The organism is Xanthomonas nasturtii, from assembly GCF_023337365.3.
In the GTDB taxonomy this organism is placed as follows: domain Bacteria; phylum Pseudomonadota; class Gammaproteobacteria; order Xanthomonadales; family Xanthomonadaceae; genus Xanthomonas; species Xanthomonas nasturtii.
This window is the reverse complement of sequence record NZ_CP142084.2, coordinates 2,752,910-2,771,440: the sequence shown is the minus strand read 5'-3', so window position 1 is coordinate 2,771,440 and position 18,531 is coordinate 2,752,910. Positions and strand designations below refer to the sequence as shown.

The window sequence follows — 18,531 nt, the reverse complement described above, 5'->3', positions numbered from 1 at the left end:
AAGTGAGGTCGCCGGTTTTTGCGAGGCCTTTTGCAAGGGATGTTGTCAGTGACCTGCCGACAATGTTGCTCCCTCTTGCCTGTGTGTCCCCAGTTTTTCGATCAGGGTATCGCTGGCCTCGTTGAGTCCGTTGACCTCGACGTCTGCGCCATGGGCGCGCAATTTGAGTACCACCCGATCGAGCGCACCCACTGCGCTGATGTCCCAGAAATGCGCATGCGTCAAATCGATGATCACCTTCGCTGGCGGACTGAGATAGTCAAAGCTGGTGGCAAACTGACCGGCCGACGCAAAAAAGACCTGGCCGCGTACGTCGTAAACGCGCACCCCATCGTCGCGGTCGATCTCGACAACACTGAGCATCCGCCCCACTTTACGGGCAAAGAACAGCGCAGATAGCAGGACACCTGCAAGCACGCCCTTCGCCAGGTCGTGCGTCCATACGGTGACGATTACCGTGCCTATCATGACCACCGACGAACTCTTCGGGTGCTGTGTGAGATCGCGCAATGATGTCCAACTGAAAGTGCCGATGCTCACCATGATCATCACGGCAACCAACGCGGCCATGGGGATCTGACGCACCCAAGGCGCACCGTAGACCACCATCAGGAGCAGCACGACGCCGGCCGTCATGCAGGACAACCGGCCGCGGCCACCTGACGTGATGTTGATGACCGATTGACCGATCATTGCGCAACCGGCCATCCCGCCGAAAAGCCCGGAAACGATATTGGCTACGCCCTGGCCAGCACACTCCCGATTACGCTGAGACGGGGTGTCGGTCATATCCTCGACGATCTGTGCGGTCATCAACGACTCCAGCAAACCGACCACTGCCAACGTGACCGACACCGGGAACAGGATCCTAAAGGTGTCCAGCGTCCACGGCACCTCGGGCAGGAGAAACGAAGGCAAGCTGTCGGGTAACGTCCCCATATCGCCGACAGTGCGGATATCCACCTTCCAGTACATGCAGATGGCAGTCATCGCAACGATTGCCACAAGCGGGGAGGGCACTGCTTTGGTCAATTGCGGCAAGAGATAGATGATTGCCAAAGCAGCAGCGCACACTGCATAGACTTGCCAGGGCATGCCGATCAGCTCCGGCAGCTGTGCCAGAAAGATCAGAATCGCCAGCGCATTGACGAACCCGGTGATGACCGAGCGCGAGACGAATCGCATCAATGCACCCAGCCGTAGCACTCCTGCAATGATTTGCAGTGCGCCGGCGAGCAGCGTGGCTGCGAGCAGATAGTGCAAGCCATGGTCCTTGACCAGATCGACCATCAAGAGCGCCATGGCACCGGTCGCAGCGGAGATCATGCCAGGGCGTCCCCCAGCGATCGAGGTCACCACTGCAATGCAAAACGCTGCATAGAGTCCCACCTTGGGATCGACGCCAGCGATGATCGAGAAGGCGATCGCCTCCGGAATGAGCGCGAGTGCAACGACCAAACCTGCAAGCACATCGCCACGCACGTTGCCGAGCCATTGCTGGCGCAACGAATAAAACGTTGACATTGGATTCGACTCCACGCGCCGGAGAGCACACACGGCGCGCACTAAATAAGCGGACAGACCTCACATTCCCTGAAAAGGGGCACGAAACCGTGTGTGGGTCAGGGCGGCGTCATTAGGGGGGGGGCGAACCGGCGAGTAGCGAGCGCATAGTCTAACTTGCATTTGGGCCTTGCTCAATGCGTACACGTCGATGGGCACGCACGCCAACAATCCGGCGGCAACGGGCAATGGGCAATTATTGCACTCTACAAGGATTGTTGTAATAATAGATACATGGACGATAACCGTGCTGTCTCTGCCCTTGCCGCGCTTGCGCATGCCGATCGACTGGCCGCATTTCGCATGCTGGTGCGTGCCGGGCCGCAGGGCGTGCCGTCCGGGGAGATCGCCGATGCGCTATCGATTCCACCAACCCGCATGAGCTTCCATCTTTCAGCGCTGGAGCGCGCCGGTTTGCTGCGCTGCTGGCGGGATGGGAGGCGGATCTTCTACGCCGCCAACTACGAAGACATGCGCCAGCTGCTTGCCTTCCTTACCGAGGATTGCTGTTCCGGAAATCCGGATATCTGCCGCGACCTCATCACACTCACGGCCACTTGCATTGCGGAGACCTGCTCATGAGCGATGCCACGTCCTTTAATGTTCCGCCAAACCACGCGCATGAAAGTGGCGTCCTGCAGCGTGCAGCCTTCCGGCAGGTGCTTCATGTCATGGAAAGCCGCATTACCGCGTTTTTCGCCTTGCCGATTGTTTCTCTTCAACAGTCGAGGCTGACGCTGAGTTCGCAAGAGATCGGGCACATGGCAGTTGCCTCGATGCCGCGCCAGCAGGTGCCGTGATCATGGGCGTGATCATCTATCACAATCCGGCCTGCGGCACGTCCCGTAATACGTTGGAAATGATCCGCCAGTCCGGCGAGACACCCGAGGTCATCGAATACCTGCAGACGCCGCCCACCCGGACGACGCTGATGGAGCTGATCGCTACGATGGGACTTGCCCCGCGCGACCTGCTGCGCAAGAAAGGTACGCCCTATATGGAACTGGGGCTGGATGATCCAGCGCTGAGCGATGACCAGTTACTGGATGCGATGATGGCGCATCCCATCCTGATCAACCGGCCCATCGTCGTGACCGACAAGGGCACCGCGTTGTGCAGGCCATCGGAGAAGGTGCTGGATTTCCTCAACGATCCAGTCCGCTCCTTTATCAAGGAGGATGGCGAGGTGGTGAGCACGCCAGGAGCGAACGCGTGAGCGAGGAAGTCACCAACGACCTTCCGAACATCGATACTGCCCAGTTCACCCCTATCGATACGCAATGTCTTGCCGGACCCAACGACCCGGCGCACCCTCCGCGTATCCTGGTGCTGTACGGATCGGTGCGTGAGCGCTCCTACTCACGGCTCCTGGCGCAGGAGGCCGCACGATTGCTGCGCTGGTACGGCTGTGGGGTTTGCATCTTCGACCCGCGTGATCTGCCGCTGCCCGACGGTACAGATGCCTCGCATCCGAAGGTGCAGGAGCTACGGCAGCTTGCCAACTGGTCCGAGGGGATGCTGTGGGTCAGCCCGGAACGTCATGGCGCCATGAGCGCCATCCTGAAGGCGCAGATCGATTGGATTCCCCTGGCGCTCGGCGCCACGCGGCCCACCCAGGGCAAGACGCTGGCACTGATGCAGGTCTGCGGTGGTTCGCAGAGCTTCAACTCGGTCAATCAGATGCGCATTCTGGGCCGCTGGATGCGCATGGTGACCATCCCGAATCAGTCGTCTGTCGCCAAGGCATTCCTGGAGTTCGATGACGCGGGACGGATGAAGCCTTCGCCGTATTACCAGCGCGTCGTCGACGTTTGCGAGGAGCTGGTGAAGTTCACCTGGCTGGTGCGCGGCCGTTCGGCTTATCTCACCGATCGCTATTCCGAACGCATCGAGAGCGCCGAACAACTATCCAAACGCGTCAATCAGCGCGCTAGCTGACGGATCTGAAGCATGCTCGCTCTTGCGATCTTCGTTGTGACTCTCGTGCTCGTCATCTGGCAGCCACGCGGTCTGGGCATCGGCTGGTCTGCGCTGGCCGGGGCGGCCGTCGCGTTGGCGACCGGCGTCGTTGGCTGGAACGATGTCGGCACGGTGTGGCATATCGTCTGGGATGCGACGTTTACCTTCGTTGCGCTGATCGTGATGTCGTTGATTTTGGATAAAGCCGGGTTTTTTGCCTGGGCCGCGCTGCACGTCGCCCGCTGGGGCGGTGGCAACGGCCGAAAACTTTTCCCGATGATCGTGCTGCTCGGCGCGGCAATCGCCGGGCTGTTCGCCAACGATGGTGCAGCGCTTTTGTTGACACCGATCGTACTCGCCATCTTGCTGCGTCTGCATTTTCCACCGGCGGGCGCGCTGGCGTTCACCATAGCCTGCGGCTTTATCTCCGATACCGCCAGCCTGCCGCTGGTGGTATCGAATCTGGTCAACATCGTCACTGCAAATTATTTCGGCGTGCCGTTCGGCCGCTATGCCGCAGTGATGCTTCCGGTGAACCTGATCTCGGTCGCTGCGACCCTGTTGGTCCTGTGGGTCTGGTTCCGCCGCGATATTCCTGCACGCTACGCCGTCGATGAACTAGAGCCGCCGCACACGGCTATCCGCGATCGGGCAGTCTTTCGCGCGGCGTTCCCGGTGCTGTCCTTGTTGCTGGTCGGCTACTTCGTGACCGGCCCGCTCGGCGTGCCGATCGCCCTGGTGACAGGGGCTGCCGCGCTATTGCTGATGGCGATTGCGGGACGATGGCTGACCGGCGGGCGCGGCGCCACCTTGGCGCTGGTCGAGATTCTGCGTGGTGCACCCTGGCAGATCGTCCTGTTCTCGCTGGGCATGTACTTGGTGGTATACGGCCTGGGCAACGCATGGCTCACCAGCGCGGCAACCGGCGTTCTGACCTGGTTGGCCGCCCAGGGCGAGTTCGTGGCCACCATCGGGACCGGCTTCGCTGTGGCGGTGCTGGCATCGGTCATGAACAACATGCCCGCGACGCTGGTGGGCGCGTTGGCGATCAATGCGGCCGATGTTCCTGCACACACACGCGAGCTGATGCTCTACGCCAATGTCGTCGGCAACGATCTTGGGCCGAAGTTCACGCCCATCGGATCGCTGGCGACGTTGCTGTGGCTGCATGTCCTCGCAGACAAGGGGCAGCGCATCACATGGGGCCAGTACATGAAGGTCGGCCTCATCCTGACGCCGCCGGTCCTGCTGGCTGCACTCATCGCATTGTGGGCTTGGTTAACGATCATTTCCTGAGCTGGTAGGCATCGTGCATCTGTAAGAACAGGTGCGCTCCACGCCTGCCTGTCAGGCCGACGCGCTGCCGAGACTGCTGACACGAACGCGTAGGGCTCATCTCATCTTGACGACCACCTTGCCTTTTGCGCGCCCCTTGGCCAGATACTCCAACGCCTGCGCTGCCTGCTCGAACGGGAACACCGTGTCGATGACCGGGCGGATGCGTCCGGCTTCGAGCAGTTCGCCGAGTTTGGCCAGTTGCGCGCCGTCCGGGCGAACGAACAGAAATGCGTAGGACACGTCGCGCTTTTTGGCCAGGCGTTTGATCTTGCGGCTCATCAGCCCGAACACCAGCGTCAGCAGACCGTTCAAGCGCCGGGCACGGGCGAAGGCCGCATCCAGCGGCCCGACGAGCGAGACGATCTTGCCGCCGGCCCTGAGAATGCCGACAGATTTTTCCAGTGCATCGCCCTTGGTTGTGCCCAGCACTACGTCGTAGCCGCGCAGCACGTTTTCGAATTCCTGGGTCTTGTAATCGACCACATCATCAGCGCCCAGGGCGCGCACCAGTTGCACGTTGCCGGTACTGGTGGTGGTTCCTACGTGCGCGCCGATCTGCTTTGCGAGCTGGATGGCGAAGGTGCCGATGCCGCCGGAGCCGGCGGGAATGAAGACCTTCTGGCCGCGCTGCAGCCCGGCGCGCTCGGTCAGCGCTTGCCAGGAGGTGAGCCCGACCATGGGAATGGACGCGGCCTGGACGAAATCCAGGTTCGCCGGTTTCAGCGCGGCGGCGCTTTCGGGTACCACCGCAAATTCGGCGAGCGAGCCGGTGCCCAGATCGAACACGCTGGCAAACACGGCATCGCCTTTCTTGAAGCGGGTGACGCCGCTGCCGACCTCGGCGACGATGCCTGCCAGATCGCTGCCCAGCGTGGCAGGCAGGTCGAACTCGAGCACCGGTTTGAATATTCCGGTCATGACCATGTTGTCGATCGGGTTGACCGATGCCGCGTGCACTTCGACCAGTATTTCGTCGGGTTTCAAGGCCGGCTGTGGCAGCTCGGAAAAACCGACTCCGGGCGATTTGCCATAACGCTGGAAGGTGAGCGCTTTCATGTGGTTGGAAGTCCAATCCTGTCGTTGGGTAGGCGTGGCCGGGTGCTGTACGCGTCCCGTAGCCGTCACCTGTTGCGTTCGCGCATCACGCCTCACCCACGCGCCCGCGGCAGTCGCCTTGCCGACTGCCGCGGGCAGGGCACCGGCGTGAATCGTCAGTTGCGTAGCTGGTAGCGCTGCGCCGCGGTCGCCTGCCGCAGATCGGACAACAAGCCCTGGCGTGCGCCATCCAGTGCATCCCAACGCTCGGCCACATGCAGCGGCGGAATGGTCACCAGCTCGCGACGATCGAAGCCGACCAGTGCAGCGTCGACCAGTTCGCCGACATCCATCAGGTCGCTGAGCGTGTTGATGTCGATCCCTGCACGCTCCCAGATCTCGGTGCGCGTACCGGCCGGCAGCACTGCCTGCACGTACACGCCCTTGGCGCCAAGCTCCAGGTGCAGGCCCTGCGACAGGAACAGCACGAAGGCCTTGGTGGCGCCATACACGCTCATGCCGAATTCGGGAGCCAAGCCCACCACCGAGCCGAGGTTGACGATTGCGCCGCTACCGGACTGCGCAAAGCGCGGGGCGACAGCAGCGGAAAGGCGCGTCAGGGCGGTGATATTGAGCGCGACCAGGCGTTCGATCGTGTCGGCGTTCTGCTCCAGGATGCCGCCGGACTGGGCGATGCCGGCGTTGTTGATCAGCACGCCGATCTGCGCATCGTCGCGCAGACGCGCTTCGACCTGGCCGACATCGGCATGCTGGGTGAGGTCGGCCTGCAGTACATCGACACTGATGCCGTGTGCGTTCTGCAGGCGCGCCGCAAGAGCATCCAGGCGTGCCTTGTCGCGGGCGACCAGCACGAGGTTGTGGCCGCGTTGCGCGAAGCGTTCGGCGTAGACGGCACCGATCCCGGTGGATGCGCCAGTGATGAGGACAGTGGGAAGCGTGGTCATGGTGGATTCCTGAGTTCAGAAGGTGTGGCGAATGGCGTTGGCAGGACGCATTAGCCGGAGACGGTCGGGTAATCGGTGTAGCCCTCGGCACCGCCGCCGTAGAGCGTGGCCGGATTCAGCGGTGCCAGCGGCGCGCCACGTTGCAGGCGTTCGACCAGATCCGGGTTGCTGATGAAGGCGCGGCCGAACGCGAACAGGTCGGCCTTGCCCTCGCTGAGTTGGGTGGTGGCCAGCGGCTGGTCGTAACCGTTGTTGGCCAGGTAGGTGCGCGTGAACCGGCTGCGTAACGCGTCGTAGTCGAACGCGGCGAAATCGCGCGGGCCACCGGTCGCGCCTTCGACCACATGCAGATACACGATGCCCAGGGCGTCGAGTTGCTCGGCGATGTAATCGTATTGCGGCTGCGGGTCGCTGCCGGAGATGCCGCTTGCCGGCGACACCGGCGAGATGCGCACGCCGGTACGCTCGGCGCCGATTTCCTTGGCCACCGCAGCGACAACCTCCAGCAACAGACGTGCACGATTTTCGATCGAGCCGCCGTAGGCATCGTTGCGCTGGTTGGCACCGTCCTTGATGAACTGCTCCAGCAGGTAGCCGTTGGCGGCGTGGATTTCGACGCCGTCGAAGCCGGCGGCAATCGCATTGGCGGCGGTCTGGCGGAAGTCATCGACGATGCCGGGCAATTCGTCCAGTTCCAGCGCGCGTGGCTCGGAGACATCGGCAAAGCCGTTGTTGACGAACACCTTGGCCGCTGCGCGGATTGCCGAGGGCGCAACCGGTGCGGCGCCGCCTGGCTGCAGGTCCACGTGCGAGACCCGGCCCACATGCCACAGCTGCACGAAGATGCGCCCGCCCCTGGCATGCACCGCGTTGGTGACCGCGCGCCAGCCGGCGATCTGCTCGGGCGTGTACAGGCCGGGGGTGTCCTGATAGCCCTGCGCTTGCGGCGAGATTTGCGTGGCCTCGGTGATGATCAGGCCGGCCGACGCACGCTGGGCGTAATAGGCGGCGGCCAGCGCGCTGGGCACCAGGCCGGCGCCGGCCCGGTTGCGGGTCAGCGGGGCCATCACGACGCGATTGGCCAGCGTCAGGGTGCCCAGGGCATAGGGTTCGAACAGCGAAGAGCGGGTCATTGGCGGTGCTCAGACGGAAAGGTTGGCAAAGATTACGACCAAAATCTAACATGTCAACATGTTGATTACGGTCGACATCAATGTATCTTTCAGGCTCCCCAGTCCCGCATCCCCACAGAGTGACCCCACGATGAAAGTGACCAAGGCCCAGGCCCAGGCCAACCGGGCGCATGTCGTCGAAACGGCATCGGTGCTGTTTCGCGAGCGCGGATACGACGGCATCGGCATTGCCGATCTGATGGCCGCCGCAGGCTTCACCCATGGCGGGTTCTACAAGCAGTTCCGCTCCAAGGCGGATCTGATGGCCGAGTCGGCAGCCTGTGGCCTGGCCAACATCGCTGCGCAGAGCGCGCACGTGGACAAGGCGGATTTCGTCAATTTCTATCTGTCCCGCGGACACCGCGACAGCCCTGCCACCGGTTGCACGATGGCCGCGCTCGGCGCCGATGCCGCGCGTCAGCCGGAAGAAGTGCGCGAGGCGTTTGCGGTGGGGGTGGAGAACGTGTTGACTGCGCTCGACCGTAGCGGCGCAGCGCCCGGCACCGCCGAGGCCGCGCATGAGCGCGCCAGCAACCTGGACATCATGGCGCACGCCATCGGCGCGATCGTGTTGTCGCGGTCGTGCCCGAACGATTCGCCGCTGGCCGACGAAATCATCGCGGTGTGTCGTGAGCAGATCCTGTCGTCGTTGCAGCCATCCAATTGACCGATGCACGAGGGATGAGTCACGCAAGGCGACGGTTTGCGCCGCGCAACGGCGACGCGCTACATCACGATACCTGCTGAGGTGCTGCCGTGCTTATCGCTGATCGCAACACGCTCTAAGCCCGATGCCCGCTCATTTCCTGCCCGGCATCCTTGTCGAAGCGCACATGCCACCAGGTGGCGCTGAGCGAGATCAGGCTGACCACGCAGAACGCCAGCGAAAAATCGCGTTGCGCCGGTTGGGTGTGGTCGCCGGCCAGCATGGCCAGTTTGAGGATCATCGCGCCGGCACACACGCCCACCGAGAGCATCAGCTGCTGCAGGGTGGTGTACAGGCTGCTGGCGCGGCTCATGCGCGCGCGGGGCACGTTTTCGTAGGCAATGGTGTTGTAGGCGGCGAACTGGAACGACATGAAGGCGCCGCAGCACAACAGCAGCCCGAACATCAGCGCCAGGGGCCAATCGGGACGGAACAGCGCGCACACCATATAGCCCAGGCTGGCCAGCACGCCATTGCCGATCAGGCTGTTGCGGTAGCCGAAACGGCGCAGCAGCTGCGGGGTGATGCTGCGCATCAGCAGCGCGCCCAGTGCGGTGGCCAGGATCAGACGCCCACTGTGCGCAGCGCTCATGCCGAAGCCGATCTGGAACAGCAACGGCAGCAGAAATGGCTGCGCGCCCTGGGTGATGCGCATCAGCGCGCCGCCAATCACCGACAGCCGGAACGAATCGATGCGCAGCAAGCTCAGGTCCAGCAACGCGGCCGGGTGGTAGCGCGCATGCCACAGATAGCCCAGTGCAGCGGCCGCGCCGGTGGCCAACAACCAACTGGCCATGCCGATGCCACTTTCCTGGCTGACCATTTCCAGGCCGAACAACAGGCAGCCCAGCGCCACGCCGCACAGCACGAAGCCGCGCAGGTCGAAACGTGTTGGCGCAGCCTCGGCGGGAATGTCGGGGATGAACCGGCGCACCAACAGGAAGCCGGCGATGCCGATCGGCACGTTGATGTAGAAGATCCAGCGCCAGTCCAGATACGAGACGAAAAAGCCGCCCAGTGGTGGGCCGAGCATCGGGCCGATGAAGGCGGGCACCAGCGTCCAGGCCATCGCAGAGACCAGATGGCGGCGCTCCACCGTGCGCAGCAGGATCAGCCGGCCCAGCGGGGCCATCATCGCGCCGCCAGCGCCTTGCAGCACGCGTGCGGCCACCATGGTGGGCAGGCTGTCGGCCAGCGAACACAGGATCGAGCCGGCGACGAACACCCAGATCGAGGCGCCGAACACACGGCGCAGGCCGAAGCGGTCGGCAATCGCGCCGCTGGCCGGGATCAGCACCGCCAGCGCCAGCAGGTAGCTGGTCATGGCAATGCTCATGGCCGGCGCGGCCACGCCGAAGTCGCGCGCCAGTGTAGGCAGCGCGGTCGCCAGCACGGTGGCATCCATCTGCTCCATGAAAATGGCGCAGGCCAGGATCAGCGAAATAATGCGGTAGTCGGGATAACGCGGCGGGGTAACGCCGGCGTCGGACACGCTGGAAGGCATCGGACTCTCGGTTGCGGGGCTGCATCGACGGCGCCAGTGGGGCGTCCGGATCGGCCCGCGTCGCACGATGATGTGCGGCGCAACATGGATAATTGTCCGCTGCTACGGTGCGGGGTTCAAGCGCACCTGAGTAACAGTGCGTGCTTGTCGATGCAGACGCGGTGGTTTTGATATTGGGCGGTGGCGTTGATGCAGCGGTTGGCGGCTAAGGCGGCTGGTGGTGACGTAGAAGCGCGCGATGGCGATATAGGACGCGCGAAGTGGTGGTTAGTCGGCTGGTCGTCCCAGAGCTGCCCGTACCCTCATCCGGCGCTGCGCGCCACCTTCTCCCGATGGGAGAAGGATCCAGAGCCCCTCTCCCGGCGGGAGAGGGGTTGGGGTGAGGGTACGGCGGAAGAAAGCCAACCCTGACATCGCGCAGGGGCGGTTGTCTTAGCTACCCGAATCAGCGCTATGCCGCCGGGCTGTCCCAGGCGTCCTTGATTTGCAGGATCTGCGGCAATGCCTCGCGGAAATGGTGCACCAGCCGCGGTTCCAGTTGCTTGCCTGCCATGCTCTCCAACTTGCGCATGGCGTCTTCCACCGTCCATGGCGCCTTGTAGGCGCGCCGCCCGCACAGTGCGTCGAACACGTCGGCCACCGCCACGATGCGTGCGGATTCGGGAATGGCATCGCCTGCCAATCCCTTGGGATACCCGCTGCCGTCCCAGCATTCGTGATGATGCAGCGCGATTTCCGCGGCCAGCTGAAACACCGGGCCGCGGCCGTGGCGCAGCAGGTCGTGGCCCGCCTGCGGATGCTGGCGCACCACCGAGCGTTCGTGTTCGTCCAGTGAATCGGGCTTGTGCAGGATGCTGCCGGGTACCGCGATCTTGCCGGCGTCGTGCAGCGGGGCGGCGTCCTGCAGGGTCTGCGCCTGCTGCGGCGACCAGCCCATCGTCTCGGCCAGGACCCGCGCATACACCGCCATCCGCCAGATATGCGCGCCGGTGTCGGCGTCCTGGCCCTGGCCGGCGGTGCCGAGTAGATGGATCGCGTCGCGGTACTGCTGGGCCAGCCGCGCATTTTCGGCCAGCTTCAACTGCGTGGCGATGCGTGCCTTGAGCAGCGCAGGCGAGTAGGGCTTGCTGACGTAATCGGCCGCGCCCGCTTCCAGCCCGAGACGTTCGTCGTGCTCGCTGTTGCGCGAGGTCACGAACAGGATCGGGATGGCGTTGCTGGACGGCAGCTGCTTGAGCGTGCGCGCCACCGCATAGCCGTCCATGTCCGGCAATTCGACATCCAGCAGGATCAGCTTGGGCGTGTGGCGGGTCACCGCATCCAGGGCTTCACCGCCGGATTTGGCGAACACCAGCGCGAAGTCGTCGCGCAGCAGCTGGCGCAGCGTCGCCAGGTTGCTGGATTCGTCGTCGACACACAGCAGGGGACGGGACGGCATGGTCGATCCTTGCCAAGCGGCTCGGTGAGCGCGGTCAGTGCAGGTGGGTGGTTTGCCACTCGCGCAACGTGGTTTCGGCGCGACGGAAGTCGAAATCTTCGACCGCGCGCTGCAGTGCTTCCTGCAACGTGCGCGGTAAACGTGGCGCGCAGATCAGCAGCGCGTGGTCGATCTGGTCTGCATCGTCGCTGGCAAAGGCCGATGTCAGGATCTGCACGCTGTCTGCATCCAGTGCCACGCCATCGTCATCGGCAACACTCTCGCTGTCGCTGTCTTGCAGGAACGCGCGGATCGCTTCGGCGGTGCGCTGCATGATGTCCTTCAACGCGATCAGCGAGGCGGTGATGTCGTGCCCTTCGTCGATACGCATTTCCAGATCGCCGGCAGCACCGGCCAGCGCCGGCAGCGCGAGCGAGCCGGCCGCGCCACGCAGTTTGTGCGCCATTGCGCCGATGGCCGGCAGTTCGTTGCGGCGCAGATGTTCCGCAGCCACTTCCGCAGGGTCGGGGTTGTCGCGCAGCAGCTTGATCAGATAACGCGCATATGGCTCGCGTTCGCGCCACAGGCTGCGCGCGCGCGCAGCGTCCAGCAGTTCGGGGTCGCTGTGCTCCCACTCGGGGCCGGCGTGCGCCTCTGTTTCATGCGGCAGCGATGGGATCCGCCGTATGCCCGGCTGCAGAAAGTGACGAATGGCAGTGACCAATTCTTCGACGTTGAACGGCTTGGCGATAAAGCCATTCATGCCGGCTTCCAGCGCCTTTTCCTGTTGCGGGCGGAACGCGCCGGCAGTCAGTGCGATCACCGGCAAACTGGCCAGGGCCGGGATCTGGCGCAGCCGGCGGGTCGCCTCGTAACCGTCCACCACCGGCATCTGCACATCCATCAACACCAGATGAAACAGGGTGGGCGCGCGCCTGAGCGTGCTCACCGCCTGTTCGCCATCGTGGGCGACGGTGACCGTGGCGCCTTCGCCTTCGAGAATGCGCTGCGCCACTTCGCAATTGATTTCGCTGTCGTCCACCAGCAACAGGTGCGCGCCTTCCAGGCGGCGCGCAACGAACGTGGGCGTGGCCGGGCGGGCGCCGGGGCGCTGGTCCACCAGTTGTTCGACCAACCGGTGCAGCGCCGCGCCGGTCACCGGCTTGGTCATCACCGCATCCAGGTCCTGTTGCTCGGGGTGCTGTTCCAGCAGGCGGCGCTCGTAGGCGGTGACCATCACGATCACCGGATGCGGGCCCGGCACGGCGCGCGCACGAATCTCGCGCGCAATGGCCACCCCGTCGATATCGGGCATGCGCCAGTCGAGCAGGAAAACATCGTAGGGCTCGCTGGCCTGCTCTATCGCCTGCAGTGCGGCCTGCCCGCTGGCCACCGCATCCACGCGCCAGCCAAGTTCGGTGGCGATGCGCACCAGATTGTTGAGCGCCGCATCGTGGTCGTCGGCAATCAATACGCGCGGCATCGCTTCCGGCGGCAATGCCGGCAAATCGCGCTGGGTTTGCGGCGGTGCGGATTTTTCCAGCGTGATCACGAAATAGAATTCGCTGCCGCGGCCGGGCACGCTTTCCACTTCCAGCTCGCCGCCCATCAATTCGATCAGGCGCCGGCTGATGGTCAGCCCCAGGCCGCTGCCGCCATAACGCCGGCTGGTGGAGGTATCGGCTTGCAGGAACGGCGAAAAGATCAGGCTCTGCTTTTCCTTGGAAATGCCAATGCCGGTATCGCGCACCGAAAACAGCAGCTTGAGCTTGTTGGGGTCGCCGCTGGGGAAGCGCCGTACCGACAGCACCACTTCGCCCTGTTCGGTGAACTTGATCGCGTTGCCGACCAGATTGACCAGCACCTGATTGATGCGCAGCGCATCGCCGAGCAGCCAACGGCTGTCGCGCGGCAACGGCTCGACGATCATTTCCACCGGCTTGGCGCTGAGCGAGGAACGCATCAGGTCGGCGATGTTGTCGAACAGCTGGTTGAGATCGAACGGGGCGCGTTCCAGATCGATGCGCCCGGCTTCGATCTTGGAGAAGTCCAGGATGTCGTTGATGATTTCCAGCAGCGTGCGGGCGGAGCGATCGATCTTGGTGACCATGTCCTGCGCGGCGCCGGGCAGCTCGCTGCGCTGCAGCAGGTACAGCATGCCCAGGATGGCATTCATGGGCGTGCGGATTTCGTGGCTCATGTTGGCCAGGAAATCGGACTTGGACTGGTTGGCGCTCTTGGCCGCATCCATTGCCAGACGCAGCTGTTTTTCGTGCAGTTTTTGCTCGGTGAGATCCACCGCCACGCCCAGGTAGCCGATCACCTGGTCGTGGTCGTCGCGCAGGGTGCTCAAGGTCAGCAGCACCGGCAGCCGCCGCCCGTCGTGGCTGACGTAGGTCCACTCGCTGGTGTCGCTGCGGCCCAGGCTGGTGAGCGCAGCCACCGCTTCCAGCGTGGGCGCCACCGGCGTGCCGGTCTGGTCGGCGAGCATGTGCGCACGCTCCTGCAGTTCTTCCGGCTCGATGAACTGGCTGGCCTTGCGCCGGCCGATCACCTCTGCCGCGTTGTAGCCCAGCAGTTTTTCCGCCGCCGGATTGAACAGCGTGACGAAGCCGCTGGAGTCGGTGGCGATGATGGCATAACCGGCGTGCGCCAGGATCGCGCGTTGCAGCACCGAAAACTTCACCAGCTCGCTGGTGCGCTCGGCCACCTGATGTTCGAGCGAGGCGTTTAGATCGATGATGCGTTGGTGCGAGCGCACGCGATCGGAGATGTCGCGGAAGAAATGCGAATGCCCGCTGAGCGTGCCTTCGCTTTCGATGATCGGCGCCTTGCTGGCCAGCACATGCACCTGATGCCCGTCGCGATGGCGCATGCTCTGCGCCGCCGATGCATTGCCCGGATGCGCAGCGTCGACAGGGTCGATGTCCGGCATTGCATACGGCTGCGGCGACAGCAGCATGGTCAGGTCCTGACCGATGGCCTCTTCGGCGCTGTAGCCGAACATCGCCCCGGCAGCGGGGTTCCAGTGGGTGATGCGCCCGTCCGGAGTTTCGGCAACGATGGCTTCGCTGGAATGGCTGACCAGCGCGGCCAGCTCCATCTGCTTGCGCAGCACTTCTTCGCGGCGCAGGCCATTGCTGAAATACAGCACCAGCAAGGCGGCGAACAGCACCGATGCGCTCATCACCAGCCCGCCGATCAGCCAGGGCGAACTCTGGTTGAGCGAGGCGACAAAGCTGGCGGTGGGGTGGGCGGTGATGACCCAGGTGCGGCCGTAGATCGGCAGCAGCTGCACCACCGGCGGACGCAGCGCGCTGTCGCTGGCGGGTATGCCGCTGCGATAGAAGTTATGGGTCGGCTCGTTGCGGTCGGACAGATCCAGCGCCACATCGTCGCGTTCGCCCAGTGCGCTTTGCACCATCTGTTCGACGCTGAAGGGGGCATACACCCAGCCACTGGTGGCAACCATGCGTTGTTGCGGCGTCTGCAACGGCATGCCTTCGTGATAGACCGCCAGCAGCACCAGGAATCCGCTTTCGGTGGGGACGCGGTAACCGGACAGCGAGATCGGCGAGGTCATGATCGGCTCGCCGCTGCGCGAGGCCTGCAAGGCGGCAGCGCGCCGGCGCGGCTCGGACGCGATGTCGATGCCGAGCGGACGGTTGCCCGAGGATTCCGGTTCGAAATACAACACCATGTAGCGCTCGCCATCCCACGGCGCCAACGGCCGGCGATGGATGTCCGGCGCGCCGTCGGCGCGCGCTTCCTGCAGAAACGCCGCTTCGTCGGCGGGTGCGACGCGGTGGATGTAGCCGTAACCCAGCACGCCGGGAAACTCGCGCGCATAATCCCGCGAGCGGCTGTACAAGGTGAAGCGTTCTCGACTGATGATGCCGCTGCCCGCGCCGATCACCGCACCGCGTGCGCCGCGCAAGCCGTGTTCGAAGGTATACATGCGCTCGCTGATATTGCGTGCCAGCGTACGCACCACATATTGAAAGCGTTGCTCGCGCTCGAGCTCGTTATGCCGTTGCAGCCACACGCCGGTAACGATGGCGGCAACCAGACCGGCGATCAGGATCAGCAGTGCACCAAAGAATGCGCGACGCCCGTATTGCCTGCGCAGATCCCAGCGGCCCTTCGGCATATTCGTTCCTTCGCCCTGCCTGTTGCATGCCCAGTGTGCTGGCCGACCGACACGTCGACCTCGTGGTACCGCCTGACGATGATCCAGCTGCGTGCAGTCCCCTGAGCGCGGAACAACAACGACTGCGCTCACCGCCTGACGACCGCTCGTACGTTCTGTTCGCCGCGTTAAGCCTGCGCGTGATCCCGGTGGGCGATCAACGCTTGCATTGCATCAGAACGAGAGCCAGATCGACAACGCGTGAAGGATGAGCCCGATCAATCCACCAACCAACGTTCCATTGAAGCGAATGTATTGCAGATCGCGCCCGACACCCAATTCCAATTGTTCGACGAGGTGACGTTCGTCCCAACTTTTCATCGTCGAGGCAATATGTTCGGTCACCGATGTGCGCAAGCGCGTGGTGAGTTTGTCGGCGGCCTGCAACATATGTTGATTGAGCGCTTCACGCAGCGAGGGATCCTGCGACAGGGCCTGGCCGAGCGATTGCATCGAGCGCTCCATATGCGCGGCCATCGAGGACTGCTCGCGCGCCAGATCGTTGCGCAGTGCGTCGCGGATTTCGCCCCATAGGCCTTGCACATATTCCTGCAGTGCCGGGTGTTCGATCGCGCGTTGCTTGAGTTCTTCCACGCGTACGGCCATCTCCGGCTCGTCGCGCAAGCGCGTGATGTAGCGCTGCAACCACGCCTCATAGTCGAGCCTGATTGGGTGCTCTGGCGTCTTGAGGATGTCCTGCAGTTCTTCGATCGCCGCGCGCGCCATGCGGTCGGCCAGGCTGTCGCCGATCTCCTCGATCGGCTTGACCCAGTTCACGGTGCCGACCAGCTTGGGCCACTCGCGCCGCGCGTATCGCACGATCAAGGCAGAGGCGCGCGTCTTGACCTGTTCCTGATCCAGCCATTCGCCCAGCCGCAGCAACACTTCGTCCAGCAATTTCTGATGGCGCCCGTCGGTGGTGAGCAGGGCCATGACATCGCCGACCGTGGCGGCGGCATTCCATTTGCGCAGGCGGTCGACCACAAAGCCTTGAATGGCGCGCCGCACTGCCGCTTCGTCGAGCAGCTCCAGCGCCTGCAGCATCCAGCTGCGTGCCATCTGCGCCAGCATGCGCGCCTGTTCGGGCTTGGCCAGCCAATCGCCCAGGCGGCTGGCCGGGTCGAAGACGCGCAGCTTTTCCATCAAGGCATCGGGGGCGAGGAACTGGTCGCGCACGAAGACGGCGAGGCCGTCGGCCAGCCGGTCCTTGCCGCGCGGCAGGATGGCGGTATGCGGAATCGGCAGGCCCATCGGGCGGCGGAACAAGGCCACCACCGCGAACCAGTCGGCCAGTGCGCCCACTGTGGCGGCTTCGCAGAAGGCCGACACCCAGGCCCAGATGCCGTGTTCGCCCATCAGGTGGCTGACGACAAAGCCGGCGAACATCGCTAGCAGCAAGGCCACCGCCAACAGCTTCATGCGCTGCAGCTGGGCACGACGGGGATCGATGGGGCGGGGAGTGCTGAGACTGGGTTCCATGACTGAAGTGTACTCAGTCGTCTGACCAGGGCATGTCCACGACCACACGCCATACCGCCGTCACCTGGCGCGATCCCTCTCCCTGCACGTAGGAGCGCCCTTGGGCGCGATTGGGCGTTACTGGGAATGCGTCATCGCGCCCAAGGGCGCTCCTACGCAGGGCAACCCGGATCAGGCGTTCCATCGGTCGCGCACTCAGCCGCGCAGGCGCTCCAGCTGCGATTGCAATGCGGCGACCTTGGCCTGCAATGCGGCGTTTTCGTTTTCCAGTTCGGTGACGCGGCGCTGCAAGGCCTTGACGTCGCGGCGTTCGGCTTCGCCGCCTTCGGCCTCGTCGGGCTTGGGTTTGCGCTTGGCATCGCGCACGCGTTTGGCGGCCTGCTTGAGCTCGGCCTTGCCGGCCTGCGCGGCTGCGCGTTGTTCGTCTTCGGACAGCGTGGCTACCGCGGCGGCGGCGCTGATCGAAATCTCGCCGGCCTTCACCGCCTGCACCACTTCCGGGGCGGCCTGTTTGTGGATGCGCTCGATCATCACCACCTGGTTACTGCTCAGGCGCGCCTCGCGTGCCAGTTCGGCGCGGCTCACCGGGGTGGAGGTCTCCTCCCACGGCGGGCTGTCGCTATCGCCGGCTGCCGGTGCGGTGCTGTTGTCGCGCAGGGCGCCGTCATCGCTGCTGCCGTCTGCGTGCACGTCGTCCGCCGGCGGTGCTTCGGCAGCGGCATCGGCATCGCGCTGGGAACGCTGGCGTGCGGCCAGGATTTCGCGCTTGCGCAGTGCCAGCACGCCGCGCTGGAAGTCGGACACGCTGCGCCGGCCCAGGTGCTGCTCGATCATCCACAACTGCACATCCTGCATCGACTGAAAGCGCGGGTTCTGCACGGTCTGGAACGGCAGGTCGTGCTTCTGGCAGATGCCGTAACGGTTGTGGCCATCCACCAGCACATCGCCCCACAACACCAAGGCATCGCGGCAGCCTTCGGCCAGCAGGCTGCGTTCCAGCGCCTCGTGCTCGTCGGGGGTCAGCGGGTCGATATAGGCCTTGAGTTCTTCTTTGACAACGATGTTCATGCGGCAACTGCTGGGGGTATACGGGGCGGGCATTGTAGTGAGCCTGCCGCCGCTTTGCGCGCTTGACGTGGCGCCCGCGCGCGTGACACGCGGGCGCCCGTCGGCCAGCGGAGATGGCGGTCCCGGGTTTCGCCTG

At 64.2% G+C, this 18,531-nt stretch carries 15 protein-coding genes; 6 read left to right on the top strand and 9 right to left on the bottom strand.

The annotated features are described in order from the left end of the window. Positions 1 to 45: 45 nt before the first annotated feature. Positions 46 to 1,524 carry a SulP family inorganic anion transporter gene (locus tag M3O59_RS12125; RefSeq protein WP_064630997.1) on the bottom strand — a complete coding sequence of 493 codons (1,479 nt, stop codon included), beginning with the start codon at positions 1,522 to 1,524 and terminating at the stop codon, positions 46 to 48. A gap of 273 nt (positions 1,525 to 1,797) precedes the next feature. On the opposite strand from M3O59_RS12125, the gene M3O59_RS12120 reads away from it, so the two are divergent. From M3O59_RS12120 to M3O59_RS12100, 5 genes are read left to right on the top strand one after another with little or no spacing between them, the layout of a single operon-like run. Continuing rightward, on the top strand, positions 1,798 to 2,145 hold the full coding sequence (locus M3O59_RS12120) for an ArsR/SmtB family transcription factor (RefSeq protein ID WP_116906108.1): 348 nt from the start codon (positions 1,798 to 1,800) through the stop codon (positions 2,143 to 2,145). Beyond that, positions 2,142 to 2,363 (top strand): hypothetical protein, encoded by a 222-nt coding sequence (locus M3O59_RS12115; protein ID WP_116906107.1) that lies wholly within the window; start codon positions 2,142 to 2,144, stop codon positions 2,361 to 2,363. Before M3O59_RS12120 ends, M3O59_RS12115 begins: the two co-directional genes overlap by 4 nt. Before the next feature lie 2 nt (positions 2,364 to 2,365). Continuing rightward, positions 2,366 to 2,779 carry an arsenate reductase (glutaredoxin) gene (gene arsC / locus M3O59_RS12110; protein WP_064631001.1) on the top strand — a complete coding sequence of 138 codons (414 nt, stop codon included), beginning with the start codon at positions 2,366 to 2,368 and terminating at the stop codon, positions 2,777 to 2,779. Next, a complete protein-coding gene (gene arsH / locus M3O59_RS12105) occupies positions 2,776 to 3,501 on the top strand; it encodes an arsenical resistance protein ArsH (RefSeq protein WP_116906106.1) in 726 nt (241 codons plus the stop codon). The genes arsC and arsH overlap by 4 nt, the downstream gene beginning before the upstream one ends. A gap of 12 nt (positions 3,502 to 3,513) precedes the next feature. Then, positions 3,514 to 4,818, top strand: coding sequence for an arsenic transporter (locus M3O59_RS12100; protein WP_249046885.1), 1,305 nt, complete (start codon positions 3,514 to 3,516; stop codon positions 4,816 to 4,818). Between the two features lie 96 nt (positions 4,819 to 4,914). On the opposite strand, the gene M3O59_RS12095 is transcribed toward M3O59_RS12100, so the two are convergent. The 3 genes from M3O59_RS12095 to M3O59_RS12085 all read right to left on the bottom strand — a co-directional run bounded on the left by M3O59_RS12095 (position 4,915) and on the right by M3O59_RS12085 (position 7,993). Then, a complete protein-coding gene (locus M3O59_RS12095) occupies positions 4,915 to 5,916 on the bottom strand; it encodes an NADP-dependent oxidoreductase (RefSeq protein ID WP_064631008.1) in 1,002 nt (333 codons plus the stop codon). A gap of 155 nt (positions 5,917 to 6,071) precedes the next feature. Further along, the gene (locus M3O59_RS12090) at positions 6,072 to 6,860 is read right to left on the bottom strand and encodes an SDR family NAD(P)-dependent oxidoreductase (protein ID WP_116906105.1); all 789 of its coding nucleotides are present in this window, start codon (positions 6,858 to 6,860) and stop codon (positions 6,072 to 6,074) included. A gap of 50 nt (positions 6,861 to 6,910) precedes the next feature. Continuing rightward, positions 6,911 to 7,993, bottom strand: a complete 1,083-nt coding sequence (locus M3O59_RS12085) for an alkene reductase (protein ID WP_116906104.1) — start codon at positions 7,991 to 7,993, stop codon at positions 6,911 to 6,913. A gap of 130 nt (positions 7,994 to 8,123) precedes the next feature. On the opposite strand from M3O59_RS12085, the gene M3O59_RS12080 reads away from it, so the two are divergent. Further along, entirely contained in the window at positions 8,124 to 8,699 is a 576-nt protein-coding gene (locus tag M3O59_RS12080; protein ID WP_064631014.1) for a TetR/AcrR family transcriptional regulator, read from the top strand. Positions 8,700 to 8,814: 115 nt separating this feature from the next. Here M3O59_RS12080 and M3O59_RS12075 read toward each other — a convergent pair whose 3' ends face one another. The 5 genes from M3O59_RS12075 to M3O59_RS12055 all read right to left on the bottom strand — a co-directional run bounded on the left by M3O59_RS12075 (position 8,815) and on the right by M3O59_RS12055 (position 18,395). Next, complete coding sequence (locus M3O59_RS12075; protein ID WP_064631016.1) at positions 8,815 to 10,242, bottom strand: DHA2 family efflux MFS transporter permease subunit; 1,428 nt, start codon at positions 10,240 to 10,242, stop codon at positions 8,815 to 8,817. Between the two features lie 451 nt (positions 10,243 to 10,693). Continuing rightward, positions 10,694 to 11,680, bottom strand: coding sequence for an HD-GYP domain-containing protein (locus M3O59_RS12070; protein ID WP_116906103.1), 987 nt, complete (start codon positions 11,678 to 11,680; stop codon positions 10,694 to 10,696). Positions 11,681 to 11,714: 34 nt separating this feature from the next. Further along, positions 11,715 to 15,809: a response regulator gene (locus M3O59_RS12065; RefSeq protein ID WP_116906102.1), complete on the bottom strand. Its 4,095-nt coding sequence runs from the start codon at positions 15,807 to 15,809 to the stop codon at positions 11,715 to 11,717. 213 nt (positions 15,810 to 16,022) lie between these two features. Continuing rightward, positions 16,023 to 17,327 (bottom strand): DUF445 domain-containing protein, encoded by a 1,305-nt coding sequence (locus tag M3O59_RS12060; protein WP_064631022.1) that lies wholly within the window; start codon positions 17,325 to 17,327, stop codon positions 16,023 to 16,025. 195 nt (positions 17,328 to 17,522) lie between these two features. Next, positions 17,523 to 18,395: a plasmid replication/partition related protein gene (locus M3O59_RS12055; RefSeq protein WP_249045995.1), complete on the bottom strand. Its 873-nt coding sequence runs from the start codon at positions 18,393 to 18,395 to the stop codon at positions 17,523 to 17,525. Between the last annotated feature and the right edge of the window lie 136 nt (positions 18,396 to 18,531).

Bases quoted from the DNA above. Each gene is read 5' to 3' on its own strand.
- arsC (WP_064631001.1), top strand. From the start codon at position 2,366: ATGGGCGTGATCATCTATCACAATCCGGCCTGCGGCACGTCCCGTAAT.
- M3O59_RS12075 (WP_064631016.1), bottom strand. From the start codon at position 10,242: ATGCCTTCCAGCGTGTCCGACGCCGGCGTTACCCCGCCGCGTTATCCC.
- M3O59_RS12065 (WP_116906102.1), bottom strand. From the start codon at position 15,809: ATGCCGAAGGGCCGCTGGGATCTGCGCAGGCAATACGGGCGTCGCGCA.
- M3O59_RS12125 (WP_064630997.1), bottom strand. From the start codon at position 1,524: ATGTCAACGTTTTATTCGTTGCGCCAGCAATGGCTCGGCAACGTGCGT.
- M3O59_RS12095 (WP_064631008.1), bottom strand. From the start codon at position 5,916: ATGAAAGCGCTCACCTTCCAGCGTTATGGCAAATCGCCCGGAGTCGGT.
- M3O59_RS12070 (WP_116906103.1), bottom strand. From the start codon at position 11,680: ATGCCGTCCCGTCCCCTGCTGTGTGTCGACGACGAATCCAGCAACCTG.
- M3O59_RS12100 (WP_249046885.1), top strand. From the start codon at position 3,514: ATGCTCGCTCTTGCGATCTTCGTTGTGACTCTCGTGCTCGTCATCTGG.
- M3O59_RS12120 (WP_116906108.1), top strand. From the start codon at position 1,798: ATGGACGATAACCGTGCTGTCTCTGCCCTTGCCGCGCTTGCGCATGCC.
- M3O59_RS12115 (WP_116906107.1), top strand. From the start codon at position 2,142: ATGAGCGATGCCACGTCCTTTAATGTTCCGCCAAACCACGCGCATGAA.
- M3O59_RS12055 (WP_249045995.1), bottom strand. From the start codon at position 18,395: ATGAACATCGTTGTCAAAGAAGAACTCAAGGCCTATATCGACCCGCTG.
- M3O59_RS12080 (WP_064631014.1), top strand. From the start codon at position 8,124: ATGAAAGTGACCAAGGCCCAGGCCCAGGCCAACCGGGCGCATGTCGTC.
- M3O59_RS12060 (WP_064631022.1), bottom strand. From the start codon at position 17,327: ATGGAACCCAGTCTCAGCACTCCCCGCCCCATCGATCCCCGTCGTGCC.
- M3O59_RS12090 (WP_116906105.1), bottom strand. From the start codon at position 6,860: ATGACCACGCTTCCCACTGTCCTCATCACTGGCGCATCCACCGGGATC.
- M3O59_RS12085 (WP_116906104.1), bottom strand. From the start codon at position 7,993: ATGACCCGCTCTTCGCTGTTCGAACCCTATGCCCTGGGCACCCTGACG.